The sequence below is a fragment of the Actinotalea alkalitolerans genome, from assembly GCF_023369855.1.
Lineage (GTDB): Bacteria > Actinomycetota > Actinomycetes > Actinomycetales > Cellulomonadaceae > Actinotalea.
On sequence record NZ_JAMBPP010000003.1, the window covers coordinates 308185 to 321823 of the forward strand.

Genomic DNA, 13639 nt, shown 5'->3' on the forward strand with positions numbered 1-13639 from the left:
TCAGTCGCGGGTGAGCTTGCGGTAGGTGACCCGGTGGGGGCGCGCCGCATCCGCACCGAGCCGCGCGACCTTGTTCTCCTCGTACGCCTCGAAGTTGCCCTCGAACCAGTACCAGGCCGACGGATTCTCCTCGGTCCCCTCGTAGGCGAGGATGTGCGTGACCACCCGGTCGAGGAACCACCGGTCGTGAGAGACCACCACCGCGCAGCCCGGGAACTCCAGCAGGGCGTTCTCGAGCGAGCCGAGGGTCTCGACGTCCAGGTCGTTGGTGGGCTCGTCGAGAAGCAGGACGTTCCCCCCCTGCTTGAGGGTCAGCGCCAGGTTCAGCCGGTTGCGCTCACCACCGGAGAGCACCCCCGAGGGCTTCTGCTGGTCGGGGCCCTTGAAGCCGAAGGCCGCGACGTATGCCCGTGAGGGCATCTCGGTGTTCCCGACCTTGATGTAGTCCAGGCCGTCCGAGACGACCTCCCACAACGTCTTCTTGGGGTCGATGCCGCCCCGGGACTGGTCCACGTAGGAGAGCTTGACCGTCTCGCCGATCTTCAGCAGGCCGTCGTCAAGAGGCTCCAGGCCCACGATGGTCTTGAAGAGCGTCGTCTTGCCGACACCGTTGGGGCCGATCACCCCGACGATGCCGTTGCGCGGCAGCGTGAACGACAGGCCGTCGATCAGGACGCGGTCACCGAAGCCCTTCTTGAGGTCGGTGGCCTCCAGGACCACGCTTCCCAGCCGCGGGCCGGGCGGGATCTGGATCTCCTCGAAGTCCAGCTTGCGGTGGCGGTCGGCCTCCGCCGCCATCTCCTCGTAGCGGGCCAGTCGCGCCTTGGACTTGGTCTGGCGTCCCTTGGCCGAGGAGCGGACCCACTCGAGCTCGTCCTTGAGGCGCTTGGAGAGCTTGGCGTCCTTCTTGCCCTGGACCTCCAGGCGCGCCTGCTTCTTCTCCAGGTAGGTCGAGTAGTTGCCCTCGTAGGGGTAGAGCCGGCCACGGTCGACCTCGGCGATCCACTGGGCCACGTGGTCCAGGAAGTACCGGTCGTGGGTCACGGCCAGGACGGCGCCGTGATAGCCCGACAGGTGCTGCTCGAGCCAGAGCACGCTCTCGGCGTCGAGGTGGTTGGTGGGCTCGTCGAGGAGCAGCAGGTCCGGCTTCTCGAGCAGCAGCTTGCACAGGGCGACGCGACGCCGCTCGCCCCCGGACAGCACCGACACGTCGGCGTCCGGAGGCGGGCAGCGCAGCGCGTCCATGGCCTGCTCGAGCTGGGCGTCGAGGTCCCACGCGTCCGCCGCGTCGATGGCCTCCTGCAGCTTGCCCATCTCCTCGAGCAGGGTGTCGAAGTCGGCGTCGGGCTCGGCCATGAGGGCCGAGATCTCGTTGAACCGGTCGATCTTGCCCTTGATCTCGGCGACGCCTTCCTCGACGTTGCCGAGGACCGTCTTCTCCTCGTTGAGCGGCGGTTCCTGGAGGAGGATCCCCACGCTGTACCCGGGTGAGAGACGGGCCTCGCCGTTGGACGGCTGGTCGAGGCCCGCCATGATCTTGAGGATCGTCGACTTCCCGGCCCCGTTGGGACCGACGACGCCGATCTTCGCGCCGGGGTAGAAGCTCATCGAGACGTCGTCAAGGATCACCTTGTCGCCGTGCGCCTTGCGCGCCTTGTACATGGTGTAGATGAACTCAGCCACGTGGGGTTCTGCTCCAGTTGTCGTCGTGTCGGTGTCGGTCGACGCCGAGGCAACGGCCAGCCTACGGTGTCGCCGCCACGAGCTCCTCGTCGAGGCTCTCGGACGACACGGCACCCTCGGTCGCCCACGGGTCGTGCGCGGAGGCGTCGACGGGCGTCTGTGCCGAACCCTCGACCACCTGGTCAGGCCCTGGCTCGTGAGCGGTGGCTCCTGCCTGCTCGTCACCCTGCCCGCCCGAGACGTGGGTCCGACGCGCGAAGGAGGACCGTCCACGGGTCAGGTCGTGCCCGACGGCGGTCACGTCGAGCACGAGACCTGAGCGAGGCCCGTTCTCACCGACCCACTCCTCGGTGCGCATCCGCCCGTGCACGAGCACCGGGTCGCCCTTGCGGATCGACGCGGCGACGTTGAAGGCGACGTCGCGGAAGGCCTTGGCCGTGAACCACTCGGTGCGTCCGTCGGCCCACACGCCCTGCCTGCTGTCGAAATAGCGCGGTGTGGTCGCCACCCGGAAGCTCGTGTAGGGAACGCCGTCCCCCACGACCTCGCGGGGCGTGGACGCTGCCCAGCCGACGACCGTGACCATCAGACCTGTGGTGCTCATCGTTCCTCCTTGCCCGGAGACCGGCTGATCCGGCCCTGGGGCGAGCCTGGACCGCCTCGGCGGGCGCGTCGCAGAGGTGCCCGTCAGGGTGCGAGCAGTGGCGGGACGGCCGGGCCTGTGGACTGTGGTCGGGCCACGCCGACCTCCCCGGATCGCGCCTCACTCACCAGCCGCACCGCGCGGTGCTCACCGAGCACCCGCGACGTCGGGCGAGCCAGCATCTCCTCGACGACGTCGTCGAGCGCCGTGCGCGCCTCGTGCGCGACGGACCGGGCGCGGCGGCCCGCGGCCGCCCCCCTCAGCGCACCTCCGAGGACCAGCAGGCCGAGCGCCAGCAGGCCCGCGCCCGCGGCGGACAGCGCGAACCATGTCGCGTCGGACGTCCAGCGTGCGACCCCCAGAGCAGAGCCCGCGGCCAGACCGAGAGCGCCCAGCGCCACGAGCGCAGCGACCGCGGCGAAGAATCGTGCGACCGCAGCCGACCGTGACCCGCGCACACGCACCGTGATCGCCGCGAGCCGGTCGTCGACGACCTGGGTCAGCCCCGGCGCCGCCTCGACCGCATCGTCCAGGGCCGTGGCCCACGGAGCCGGCAGCGCGTGCCCGACCGCCGCGACCCAGCCGTCACGGACGGCCGCGACGCGGTCGGGCTGCGCCGGACCCAGCCCGAGACCGGGCTCGAGCCCGTCACCACGACGCACCGACCGGTCGACCGCCGAGACGATCGCCGCGAGACCTGCCGCGTCGGCCAGCCCTTCGCGCGCACTCACGCGGGGCAGCTCCTCGGCGGTCAGCTCCCGCTCTCCCACGGTCGTGCCGAGCAGACGGGCAGCGTCGTCGAGCTCGGCCGCTGCCCGGACCTCGGCGATGCCCCGGCCCGAGACCGCGCGCGAGATCGCCCCGCGGAGCACCGGGACGCCGTCGCCGGTGCGTGCCGAGACCGAGTGCACCCCCACACCGGTCAGGCCGTCCTCACGCAGGAGACGATCGACGTCGCGCAGCAGCGACGCCTGGGCGTCCACCGGTACGAGGTCGATCTGGTTCAGCACGACGAGCATCGCGCCCTCGTGACCCACGAGGTGACGCAGGTACCCGCTGTGCAACGCGTCGTCGGCGTACTTCTGCGGGTCCACCACCCACACCAGCAGGTCCACCAGCGGGAGCAGCCGATCGACCACCGCTCGGTGCTCGGGTGCGACCGAGTCGTGGTCAGGGAGGTCCAGCAGGACCAGACCGCGCAGGTCCGCCTGAGACTCGCCGTCCAGGGCGCTCTCGCGCTCGATGCGACGCTCCGAGCTGACGCCCAGCCAGTCCAGCAGCAGCCCGGCGTCATGTGCCCAGGCGCACGCGGTGACGGTCGAGGTGGTCGGCCGGCGCACACCCACGTCCGCGAAGTCGAGCCCGGCCAACGCGTTGAACAGGCTCGACTTGCCCGACCCCGTTCCCCCGACCATCGCGACGATGGTGTGGTCGACACCCAGGGCGAGCCGCTCGCGCACCTCGCCCAGGATGCGGCGCACCTGGGTCACCGTCGACCCGGGCAGGGTGCGGCCCGCACGCTCGACCACCGCCTCGATCTCCTCGACGCGGTGCAGCAGCGCTGCAGTGCGCTCGCCGGAGACGGCCCGCACGGTGGAGTCAGGGGTCTCGGTCATACCAGGCCCTTCAGGACGGCCAGACGAAGGCGCAGGCGCGACGAGGCGTCCTCGGCCAGGGCCTCGTCGGCCAGAACGGTCCGCGCCGGACCGCCCCCGGCGTGGACCTGCTCGCGGACACGCTGGAGCAGGTCGTCACTCGCGCGCCCGACCAGCTCATGGGTCTGCGCCGAACCCAGGACGGACTCCAGCGCGGCACGCGCCGCACCCAGCCCGGCGGCGGCACCCAGGACCAGCGTCGCGGCCCCGTTCTCGCCGACCGCACGTACCAGCCTGGTGACACGCTGCGACTGGCGCCGGTCTGCGCCCTGCTGAGCAGCCCGGAGGGTCTGCGTCGCACTGAGCACCCAGTCCGCGGCGGACCGCTCGGCCGTCGGCGTGACGAGGACCTCCTCGGGATCAGGCACGCCAGCGTCGCCCTCACCCACGCCCGGGTGCTGTGCCTCACCCCGCGCGCCGATGGCCTCGAGGACACCCTCGGCCCCCGGAGCATCGGTCCGAGCGAGGTGCTCCGCGACAGCCAGCTCGCCCTGGCGTCGGGCGGCGTCGAGCACCACCCGAGCCGAGGAGACCAGCTCCCTCGCGAGCGCCTCGAGCGCGACGACCCGCGTCGACCGGTGGCGCGCCGAGCCCCAACGGGTCGCGAGCGCCCCCGAGGCGGCCCCTGCAAGGGGCCCGCCCGCCGAGGAGATCTCGGCCCAGGCGGCACGGACGGGCCCGTCCGCCACCGCACCGCGAGCGGCCGCGGCCACGACGCGCTCGGCCGGACCGGCGACGGCGGACTCCACCACGTCCTGGAGGCTCGTGCGTGCGTCGGCCTGGTCCTGCACGGCCTCAGCGAGCTCGTCCACCCACGGACGCAACGCGGTGAGCGAGCCACGCTGGGTCCGCGCGATCACCGAGCGCGCCCGGTCCGGCCCCGCCACCATGGTCAGCCACCTCAGGATGGGCGCCACGGCGGGTGCCTCGAGCATGCCCTCGTGCGGACCGGCGTCGGGCACCAGGAAGAGCGGCACGGTGGACATGCCCCGCTCACGCAGGCGACCCATCAGGTCGTTGCGCACGGTCGCGACGGCGTCGTGCGGCACCCGGTTGAGCACCATCGCCATCGAGGTGCCCCGCTCGGTCGCCTGGGTGAGCACCTGCCACGGCAGCGCATCCCCGTAGCGGGCGGCGGTCGTCACGAAGATCCAAAGATCAGCGGCCTCGAGCAGCCGGTGCGCGGTGCTGCGGTTGCTGTCGACCAGAGAGTCGAGGTCCGGGGCGTCGACCAGGGCCAGGCCTCGCGGGACGCTCGCATGCTCGACCACGTCGACGATCTCGAGCAGCGGGTGCGTCTCCAGCAACGCGGCATCGTCCGGGTGGTGGGCCAGGACCGGTCGCCGGGTGGTCGGGCGCAGCACTCCCGAAGGACTGACGACGGTACCGAGCAACGAGTTCACGAGGGTGGACTTGCCCGCCCCGGTCGATCCCGCCATGACGACCACAGCCGGTGCGGACATCTCACGCAGTCGCGGCAGGAGGTGGTCGTCGAGCTGGTCGAGCAGCCGGCGTCGCAACGTCTCAGCCTCGACCGACCCACCCAGCGGCAAGGGGAAGCGTGTGCGCCCCACGTCGCGACGCAGGTCTGTCACCGCGTCCAGCAACGACGAGCTCGCCATCGGCCGGGCCGACGCACCGGACCGTGGGGTCACCATGCCGACCCCGGCCCGGGGACGGGTGGTCGTGGGATGCGCGGGCACGTCCCAATCCTCCCGTGCGGCCAGGCCCAGGCCAAACGCGCGCGCCGTGCGTCGCACGCCGACCTGGTGAGCACCCGGCACCGTGGCGCAGGTCCCACTACGCTGGTCCACTGCCGCCCCTGTAGCTCAATGGATAGAGCAACGGCCTTCTAATCCGTAGGTTGCAGGTTCGAGTCCTGCCGGGGGCACCCACGACGGGCACGCGAACCGTCGAGAACCGGTGGGGCCCGGGGTCCCCGCCGATCACCCCACGGTCAGGCGGGCCGCGCGCAGCGCACGACGACGATCAGCCACCACGACCCCGCCGAGCACTGCAACGGCCAACGCGACCGAGGCCACGACGTCGGTCACGAAGTGGTAGCCGAGGTAGAGCCTGCTGACCGCGACGAGGAGCACCCCGAGCGCGACCACCAGCGACCACAGCACCAGGGAACGCCACGCCGGACGACGCACCCATGCCAGGTAGGCCACGACCAGGAGCAACGTCGCCGTGCCGATGGTGTGCCCCGACGGGAACGAGTGAGTGAGTGCCTCGCCCGGCACAGCCAGGGTGTCCACGGGAGGTCGGGGGCGTGCGGTGACCTGCTTGACCGTCAGCGAGACGACGGTCGCCGCGACCATCGCCGCCATGAGCAGCCCTGGCGGCCACCACGTCCGGCCGCGCACGCCCCACGCGAGGCACCCGAGCACCACCAGGACGGGCAGCACCACCGGACCGGTCAACCACGAGACCGCGGCGAGGAACACCGTCAGGGGCTCGCTGCGTGCATCGACGAGCCAGGCCAGGACAGGCTCGTCGAGCCGCGCGAGGTCGTCACCCTCGCCCAGCGCATCGAGAACACCGACGAAACCCGCTGTCCCGAGGACCACCAGGCCCAGCCCTGCGAGCACCGACACCTGGGCGCGATGGTCACGGGCGCCGAGCGATCGGGCGAGCTCCCCGATCCGTTCACGTGCGGCAGACATCCGACCAGGGTCTCAGGCGCGACGGCGACCAGCCTGTCGACCGGAGAAAAAAGGGGTGCGCCCCGGCGCTGCCGGCTGGTTCTCTTGACCCACCGCGGTGAAGTGCCTGGCCAGTCCTGATCCGGTCCCTTCACAACCCTCGGAGTCCACCATGCACCCCCTCCCCCTCTACGACGCCGTCCTGCGTGACCACGCCCGTGAGGTCGCGCAACGTGCCCGCGAGCAGTCCTGGGCACGCCGTCGTCGCGAGCGCCGCCAGCCCGAACGTGCAGGCCTCATGGCTGCACTGCGCGCCGGGACCCGCACCGCGGGCACCCGACTGGTCCGTGGCGCCGCACGAGCAACGAGCAGCGCACCGGCGCGGCCGGCCGCCATCGAGCGGTCGGCCGCGCCGCGCTACGTCCTGACCGCCTGAACGCCCCGCGCACCGGGCACGAACCCCGCTCCGGGCCGCGGGCCGGTCTGCCACCATGACGCCATGCACTCGGGCGCGGGCAGGCACTGATGGGACGCCACGCCGCGCGCGGTCCCGACGGGTCCGCTCCGCACGACCGTCACCCGGACGACGCACGAACGACACCACCAGGGCCCGCAGACGAAGGCCACCCACCGCACCGTGCCACCTGGCTCGAGAGGCTGGTGCTCGCCGGCGTCGCGGCCCTGGCTGCAGCGGGCGTGCTGCACTGGGCCGGGCACCGACCGCTCGTGACAACCCTGTCGGCGCTGGGCGCCGCCGCCGTGGTGCTGGTCGCCTCGTGGGTCGCCACGACCGGCGCCCGAGCCCACCCCCGCACCCCGTCCGACGGTCCGCCCCGCCCCCGGCCAGGACCCTCCGACCCCGTACAGTGACCGCGTGAGCCCTGCTGCGACGCCCAACGACCGGATCGTGTGGATCGACTGCGAGATGACCGGTCTGGATCTCACCCGAGACGCCTTGATCGAGATCGCCGCGGTGGTCACCGACTCCGAGCTGACCGTCCTGGACGGTGGCATCGACCTGGTGATCAGCCCGCCCCCCGAGGCTCTTGAGCAGATGGAGCCCTTCGTGCGCGACATGCACACGAGCTCCGGGCTGCTCGAGGAGCTCGCCGCCGGCCTGACCCTGGCCGAGGCCGAGGAGCAGGTGCTCGCCTACCTCAGGACGTGGGTCCCCGAGGCCCGAAAGGCACCCCTGGCGGGCAACTCGATCGGCACCGACAAGACCTTCCTCGACCGTGATATGCCCGGCCTCGTCGGCCACCTGCACTACCGGGTGATCGACGTCTCCTCGATCAAGGAGCTCGCACGGCGCTGGTACCCGCGCATCTACTACTCCTCGCCCGAGAAGAACGGTGGGCACCGGGCGCTGGCTGACATCCTCGAGAGCATCGACGAGCTGCGCTACTACCGTTCCGCGATGCTCGTGGCGCCCCCCGGGCCGGACTCGGCGACAGCACGGGAGATCGCAGCCCAGGTGGTCGCGACCTCGGTGAGTGCCTCCCCACCGGGCAGCGCAGCACCGGCGTGACCCATCGGCGACACCGGCCGTGACGCAGATCGCACCCCGGCGCACCGTGCACCGCCCTGGAGCGGGTAGACTCCACGACGGTCCGCAGCACGTTGCGGAGCGCGGTGGCTATAGCTCAGCAGGTAGAGCACCTGGTTGTGGTCCAGGGGGTCGCGGGTTCAAGTCCCGTTAGCCACCCCATGCACGAAGGGCCGGTCCCCCTGGGGACCGGCCCTTCGTGCGTCAGCGGCTCCGCACCGCGAATCCCTACCTGCCGGCGGTCGCGCGACGCAGCACGGCCTGCGCGAGCCGGTCGAGGGAGCCCTCCGCCAGCGAGGTGAACAACGAGGGCTCGACGAGCTCGAGCTCCATGAGGACCGGCTCGTCGTCGTCCCCACTGACCACGTCGACCCGCGCGTACAGGAAGCTCTCCAGGTCCGTACCGGCCGGTGAGCTCGCGCGGACGGTGTCGAGCGCGACCGCGATCGCGTTGCGGGAGACCTCGATCTCGGCCGCGGAGGCCGTCGTCGGGCTCATGCGCTCCTCCTTGTAGATGCCGTCGACACCCACGTCAGGGCCGTCGAGCATCGCTCCCTTGAGGACGCTGTGGGAGTGCTCTCCGTCGATGAAGACGTGCGCACGCTCACCGACCGTGTCAACGCTCTTGAGGTACCTCTGCACCATGATCGTGCGGTCGGCGCCGAGTAGGCGACGGGCATGGGTGATGGCCAGGCCGCGCGAGGTCGCGTCGATCGCCGTGTACCGACCGGTGTCCACGGACCCGGCCGAGATCGCGGGCTTGATCACGAAGTCACCATGGGCCGGGAACCGGGTGTGCAGCGCCCGCGAGGACAGGTTCTGCGCCGGCTCGATCCACATCGTGGGGACCACCGGGACACCGGCGAGCTCGAGCTCACGCAGGTAGTGCTTGTCGGTGTTCCACCGGACGACCGACGAGGGGTTCGCCAGTCGTGTGACGGCCTGGACCTGCTCGGCCCACCGCAGGAACTCGTCCCGGCGTTGCGCGTAGTCCCACGCAGAGCGGATCACCACGAGGTCGAAGCCCGCCCAGTCGACGGCGGGGTCGTCCCAGACGGTCGCGACCGCCTCGACCCCCAGCCCGGTCAAGGCATCCTGGAGCGGGAGGTCGTCCCGGTCGAGGTCGGGCAGGGCGGCGCAGGTGGCCAACGCGATTCTCGTCACGCGATCACCCTAACGACCCCTGCCGCGACCCGCCCAGGCCGACCCGCCCGTCGCTGTACCGTGTGCCCGCAGCAGGACCCGTCCCTGCGGCACGCACCGGTCGCCGATCGCTCGCCATGCCTGAACGGCAGATCTGGGGTTGGATCGTCGCGGGGGTCCGGCACGTGACGACAGCACATGAAGGAGGCGGGACGCGGATGGCTGAGGCACCCGGGAAGGACCCCGAGCACGGTTCGGGGATGAGCCTGCACGAGCTGCCCGACAGGTCGATCATCACGCTCTACGGTGAGATCGACCTCGCGGTGCGACACACCGCCGGCCCGCTGTGCGCGGCCGTCGCCGAACGCGCGCTGCCGCTGGTCATCGACGCCGAGCAGGTGCAGTTCATCGACTCGACGGGGATGTCGGTCCTGGTGCGGCTGGCCCGCGACGCCGAGACCCACCAGTACCCCGTCTCGTTGCGCAACGCCCCCTGGATGCTGCGCGAGCTGTTGGACGTCACCGGTGTCAGCGCGCTGCTGCCGGCGGACGACTCCGCGCGTGACGGCGCCGCACCTGCGCTGTCACCCACCACCACGGACGACAGCCCCACCACGGCGAGCCCCGGCTGAGCGGTGAGGCGGGACTGGCGCCGCGGCACGAGCCGCGACACCATCAGGATCCGTGACCCGCCTCGAGCAGTACGAGACCCGCACCTCCAAAGCCCTCACCGCCCTCGCGGCGATCTTCTTCCTGGTCTACGGCATCCCGATCGTCTGGCCCGACCTCCCCAGAGGCGTCATCAGCGCGATGCAGGTCGCCAACGTCACGGTGTGGGCCCTCTTCGCGGTCGACCTCGCGATCCGGGTCGCAATGGCGCGACGTCGGGCGTCCTACCTGCTGCACCATCCGATCGACGTGCTCACCGTGCTGCTGCCGATGCTGCGCCCGCTCCGCGTGCTGCGGGTGTTCGCCGCCGGCCACTCGTTGCTCACCCGTGGCGGTGGGCTGCTGCGCACGGGGCAGGCCGTCCTCGTCTCGGCCGCCGTGCTCGTCCTGATCGGGGCCCTGTCGATCCTGGACGCGGAGCGGGGCACGCCCGGGTCGAACATCACCTCCTTCTCCGATGCCCTGTGGTGGGCGATGACCACGGTCACCACGGTCGGGTACGGCGACCAGTACCCGGTGTCGGGGATGGGACGGGTGGTCGCGGCCGCGCTGATGATCGTCGGGATCAGCGTGCTGGGAGTGGTGACCGCCAGCGTGGCGGCCTACTTCGTCACCTCCGACGACGGGCCGGAGGGGACGGACCCGGCGGGACCCGGTGCGCAGCTGCGCGAGCTGTCCGCTCTGCACGCGGACGGCGTGCTGACCGACGCGGAGTACTCCGCCGCCAAGGCCCGGATCCTGGAGCACTGGGTGATGCCGGGCGCCTGAGCGCACCCCGTCGGCGCCCGGGGTCGGCGACGTCCGGGGGCCCCGCGGGTCGTGATCGGCTCGTTACAGTGTGGGCACGGTCCACCGAACCCGACCCGACCCGGGGAGCTGCATGCTCGACTCCGACTTCGGTCAGGTCGCCGCCATCCTGCTCATCGCTGCCACCGCGGGTGGGCTCGCGCGGCTCCTGCGGCAGCCACTGATCATCGCCTACATCGCGGTCGGCATCCTGGTCGGACCGGCAGTGCTGGGACTGGTCACTGCGACCGAGCAGGTGGCCCTGCTCGCCGAGGTGGGCATCGCGGTCCTGCTCTTCCTCGTCGGTCTCAAGCTCGACGTGCACCTGATCCGGAGCACCGGGCCGGTGGCGCTGGTGACGGGTCTCGGCCAGGTCGTCTTCACCTCGGTGGTCGGCTTCGTGCTGACCTGGGCGCTCGGCTACGACGTCGTGACGTCGATCTACGTCGCGGTCGCGCTGACCTTCTCCTCGACGATCATCATCGTCAAGCTGCTCTCGGACAAGCGTGAGCTCGACGAGCTGCACGGCCGGATCGCCATCGGCTTCCTCATCGTCCAGGACATCGTCGTGGTCCTCGCGATGATCGTCATCACCGCCACCGGGTCCGGCGGGGGTGACGCCGTCGGCAGCGAGGTCGCCCTGATCGCGCTGCGTGGCGTGGGCTTCCTGCTCGGGGTGGCCGTGCTCGCACGCTACGCCCTGCCCTGGCTCTTCGACCGCCTCGCCGGATCACCCGAGCTCGTCGTCCTCTCGGGGCTCGCGTGGGCCGTGGCCGTCGGCGCCTTCAGCGACTGGATCGGGCTCAGCATGGAGGTCGGGGCGTTCGTCGCCGGGATCTCCCTGGCCTCGACCGCCTACCGCGAGGTGCTCGGTGCGCGGCTGGTGAGCCTGCGCGACATCCTCATCCTGTTCTTCTTCATCGACCTCGGCACGACCATGGAGTTCGGCGAGGCCGCGGCGCAGATCGGCCCCGCCCTGGTGCTGTCCGCCTTCGTCCTGATCGGCAACCCGTTGATCGTCATGGTCATCATGGGCCTGATGGGCTACCGCAAACGGGTGTCGTTCCTGTCGGGGCTGGCGGTCGCGCAGATCAGCGAGTTCTCGCTCATCCTGGCGGCACTGGCCCTGTCGGTGGGACACATCGAGAGCCCCGCGGTCAGCCTGGTGACCATGGTCGGTGTCATCACCATCGGGTTGTCGACCTACCTGATCCTGTACTCGAAGGAGATCTACGAGCGGATCGCCCCCGCGCTGTCGGTGTTCGAGCGGTCAGCACCGACCCGTGGGCAGGAGGGCCCGCAGGACGGCGGGGCCTACGACGCGATCGTGATCGGTGGGGGGCGGTTCGGCAGCGCACTGCTGTCCAGCAGGCACGCCCAGGGTCGGCTGCTGCTGGTCGACTTCGACCCCAACGCGCTGCGCACCTGGCGCGAGAAGGGGGTCGAGACCCTCTACGGGGACATCACCGAACCCGAGCTCGCGCAGGCGCTCCCCCTGTCGCAGGCACGTGCGGTGGTGTGCACGGTGCCTGATCTCTCGGTCAACCTCACGCTGCTCGAGGCACTGCGGCACCACGGGTTCCGTGGCACGGTCGCGCTGACGGCGCTCAGCGTGCGCGAGGCCGAGGTGCTCTCGGGCGAGGAAGGGGTCACCGTGATGCGCCCCTTCGCCGATGCGGCCGACCAGAACCTTCCGTTCCTGTTCGACCGCCCCGACCCGTCGAAGGAGGACTGAGCAGCCCTACTCCACCGGGTCGGGCAGGTGGGCGGTCATCCGGCGCAGCGCGCCCAGCAGCCCGTCGGGGCTCAGACGCCCGACGACGTCCCCTGCACCGCGTGTGACGGGGACCGGACGCCCACCCGAGGCGGCGAGTGCCGCGAAGGCGTCGTCGAGGCGGCTGCCGAGCTGCAGTCCCTGGTGTGGCCCCAGCCCCGGTGTCCGCACCTCGACCCGCCGGTCCAGGTCGTCGTGGCCCACCGCCTCGAGGTCCTCGACGGTGACCTCCCCGATGCTCAGCAGGCGTACCGCCCGGCCGTTGCCGACGAGGTCCGTGACCATGCCGGGGGCCGGCCGGGCCAGCAGGTTCACCGCGTCGGCCACCTGCTCGAGGCGGCCACCGCGGCTGAACACGGCGATCCGGTCCCCCAGCCGCACGGCTTCGTCGACGTCGTGGGTGACCAGCATCACGGTCGTGCCGAGCTCTCGCTGGATGCGCCAGAACTCCTGCTGGAGCCGACGACGGCCGGCGGGGTCCACCGCCCCGAAGGGCTCGTCCATGAGCAGCACCGGGGGGTCGGCCGCGAGCGCCCGGGCGACCCCGACCCGCTGCCGTTCACCCCCGGAGAGCTGGTGGGCGTAGCGGGAGGCGTACACCGAGGGGTCGAGTCCCACGAGCTCGAGCAGCTCAGCCGTCCGGCGGCGCGTGCGCGCCCGGTCCCATCCGAGCAGGTCGGGGACGGTCGCGACGTTCTGCCCGACGGTGCGGTGGGGGAACAGCCCCACGTTCTGGATCACGTAGCCGATGCGGCGACGCAGCGCCACCGGGTCCACCCGGGCGACGTCCTCCCCCTCGAGCAGCACCCGTCCTGAGGTGAGCTCGACCAGCCGGTTGACCATCCGCAGGGTCGTGGACTTCCCGCAGCCCGAGGGCCCGACCAGGACGAGGAGCTCGTGCCGGTGGACCTCGAGGTCCAGCGCCTGCACCGCGACCGTGCCGTCGGGGTACTCCTTGCGCGCCTGCTCGAGCCTGATGACCGCGTCCGTCGCACCCGGCCGATCACCGTCGAGGGACGACCCGTCGCCCGCGGGCGCCGATGGGGTGCTCATGCGCAGCGACGCTACCCCGCGCCCCACCCGGTCGTCGTG

At 71.6% G+C, this 13639-nt stretch carries 13 protein-coding genes and 2 tRNA genes; 8 read left to right on the forward strand and 7 right to left on the reverse strand.

The window, feature by feature from the left end; all coding sequences use genetic code 11:
- From ettA to M1R94_RS04945, 4 genes are all read right to left on the reverse strand, one after another.
- Positions 1-1683 (reverse strand): energy-dependent translational throttle protein EttA, encoded by a 1683-nt coding sequence (ettA, locus tag M1R94_RS04930; protein ID WP_249380545.1) that lies wholly within the window; start codon positions 1681-1683, stop codon positions 1-3.
- A 61-nt stretch (positions 1684-1744) separates the two neighbouring features.
- A complete protein-coding gene (locus M1R94_RS04935; protein WP_249380546.1) occupies positions 1745-2287 on the reverse strand; it encodes a single-stranded DNA-binding protein in 543 nt (180 codons plus the stop codon).
- An 83-nt stretch (positions 2288-2370) separates the two neighbouring features.
- On the reverse strand, positions 2371-3942 hold the full coding sequence (locus M1R94_RS04940; RefSeq protein ID WP_249380547.1) for a GTPase: 1572 nt from the start codon (positions 3940-3942) through the stop codon (positions 2371-2373).
- Positions 3939-5684 carry a GTPase gene (locus M1R94_RS04945; protein ID WP_249380548.1) on the reverse strand — a complete coding sequence of 582 codons (1746 nt, stop codon included), beginning with the start codon at positions 5682-5684 and terminating at the stop codon, positions 3939-3941. The genes M1R94_RS04940 and M1R94_RS04945 overlap by 4 nt, the downstream gene beginning before the upstream one ends.
- Before the next feature lie 115 nt (positions 5685-5799).
- On the opposite strand from M1R94_RS04945, the gene M1R94_RS04950 reads away from it, so the two are divergent.
- Positions 5800-5872: transfer RNA gene (locus M1R94_RS04950), tRNA-Arg, on the forward strand.
- A 55-nt stretch (positions 5873-5927) separates the two neighbouring features.
- On the opposite strand, the gene M1R94_RS04955 is transcribed toward M1R94_RS04950, so the two are convergent.
- Entirely contained in the window at positions 5928-6650 is a 723-nt protein-coding gene (locus tag M1R94_RS04955) for a phosphatase PAP2 family protein (protein ID WP_249380549.1), read from the reverse strand.
- A 151-nt stretch (positions 6651-6801) separates the two neighbouring features.
- Between M1R94_RS04955 and M1R94_RS04960 the strand changes: the two genes are divergently transcribed.
- From M1R94_RS04960 to M1R94_RS04975, 4 genes are all read left to right on the forward strand, one after another.
- Positions 6802-7065 (forward strand): hypothetical protein, encoded by a 264-nt coding sequence (locus M1R94_RS04960; protein WP_249380550.1) that lies wholly within the window; start codon positions 6802-6804, stop codon positions 7063-7065.
- Between the two features lie 224 nt (positions 7066-7289).
- Positions 7290-7499: a hypothetical protein gene (locus M1R94_RS04965; RefSeq protein ID WP_249380551.1), complete on the forward strand. Its 210-nt coding sequence runs from the start codon at positions 7290-7292 to the stop codon at positions 7497-7499.
- Between the two features lie 4 nt (positions 7500-7503).
- Positions 7504-8157 (forward strand): oligoribonuclease, encoded by a 654-nt coding sequence (orn, locus tag M1R94_RS04970; protein ID WP_308199873.1) that lies wholly within the window; start codon positions 7504-7506, stop codon positions 8155-8157.
- 104 nt (positions 8158-8261) lie between these two features.
- Positions 8262-8337, forward strand: a tRNA-His gene (locus M1R94_RS04975).
- Positions 8338-8403: 66 nt separating this feature from the next.
- On the opposite strand, the gene M1R94_RS04980 is transcribed toward M1R94_RS04975, so the two are convergent.
- Entirely contained in the window at positions 8404-9339 is a 936-nt protein-coding gene (locus M1R94_RS04980) for an ATP-grasp domain-containing protein (RefSeq protein WP_249380552.1), read from the reverse strand.
- 197 nt (positions 9340-9536) lie between these two features.
- On the opposite strand from M1R94_RS04980, the gene M1R94_RS04985 reads away from it, so the two are divergent.
- The 3 genes from M1R94_RS04985 (at position 9537) to M1R94_RS04995 (ending at position 12508) form a co-directional block, all read left to right on the forward strand.
- Positions 9537-9950: an STAS domain-containing protein gene (locus tag M1R94_RS04985; RefSeq protein ID WP_249380553.1), complete on the forward strand. Its 414-nt coding sequence runs from the start codon at positions 9537-9539 to the stop codon at positions 9948-9950.
- 52 nt (positions 9951-10002) lie between these two features.
- Positions 10003-10755, forward strand: coding sequence for an ion channel (locus M1R94_RS04990; RefSeq protein WP_249380554.1), 753 nt, complete (start codon positions 10003-10005; stop codon positions 10753-10755).
- 112 nt (positions 10756-10867) lie between these two features.
- Complete coding sequence (locus tag M1R94_RS04995; protein ID WP_249380555.1) at positions 10868-12508, forward strand: cation:proton antiporter; 1641 nt, start codon at positions 10868-10870, stop codon at positions 12506-12508.
- Between the two features lie 6 nt (positions 12509-12514).
- Here M1R94_RS04995 and M1R94_RS05000 read toward each other — a convergent pair whose 3' ends face one another.
- Positions 12515-13600 carry an ABC transporter ATP-binding protein gene (locus M1R94_RS05000; protein ID WP_249380556.1) on the reverse strand — a complete coding sequence of 362 codons (1086 nt, stop codon included), beginning with the start codon at positions 13598-13600 and terminating at the stop codon, positions 12515-12517.
- Positions 13601-13639: the final 39 nt, after the last annotated feature.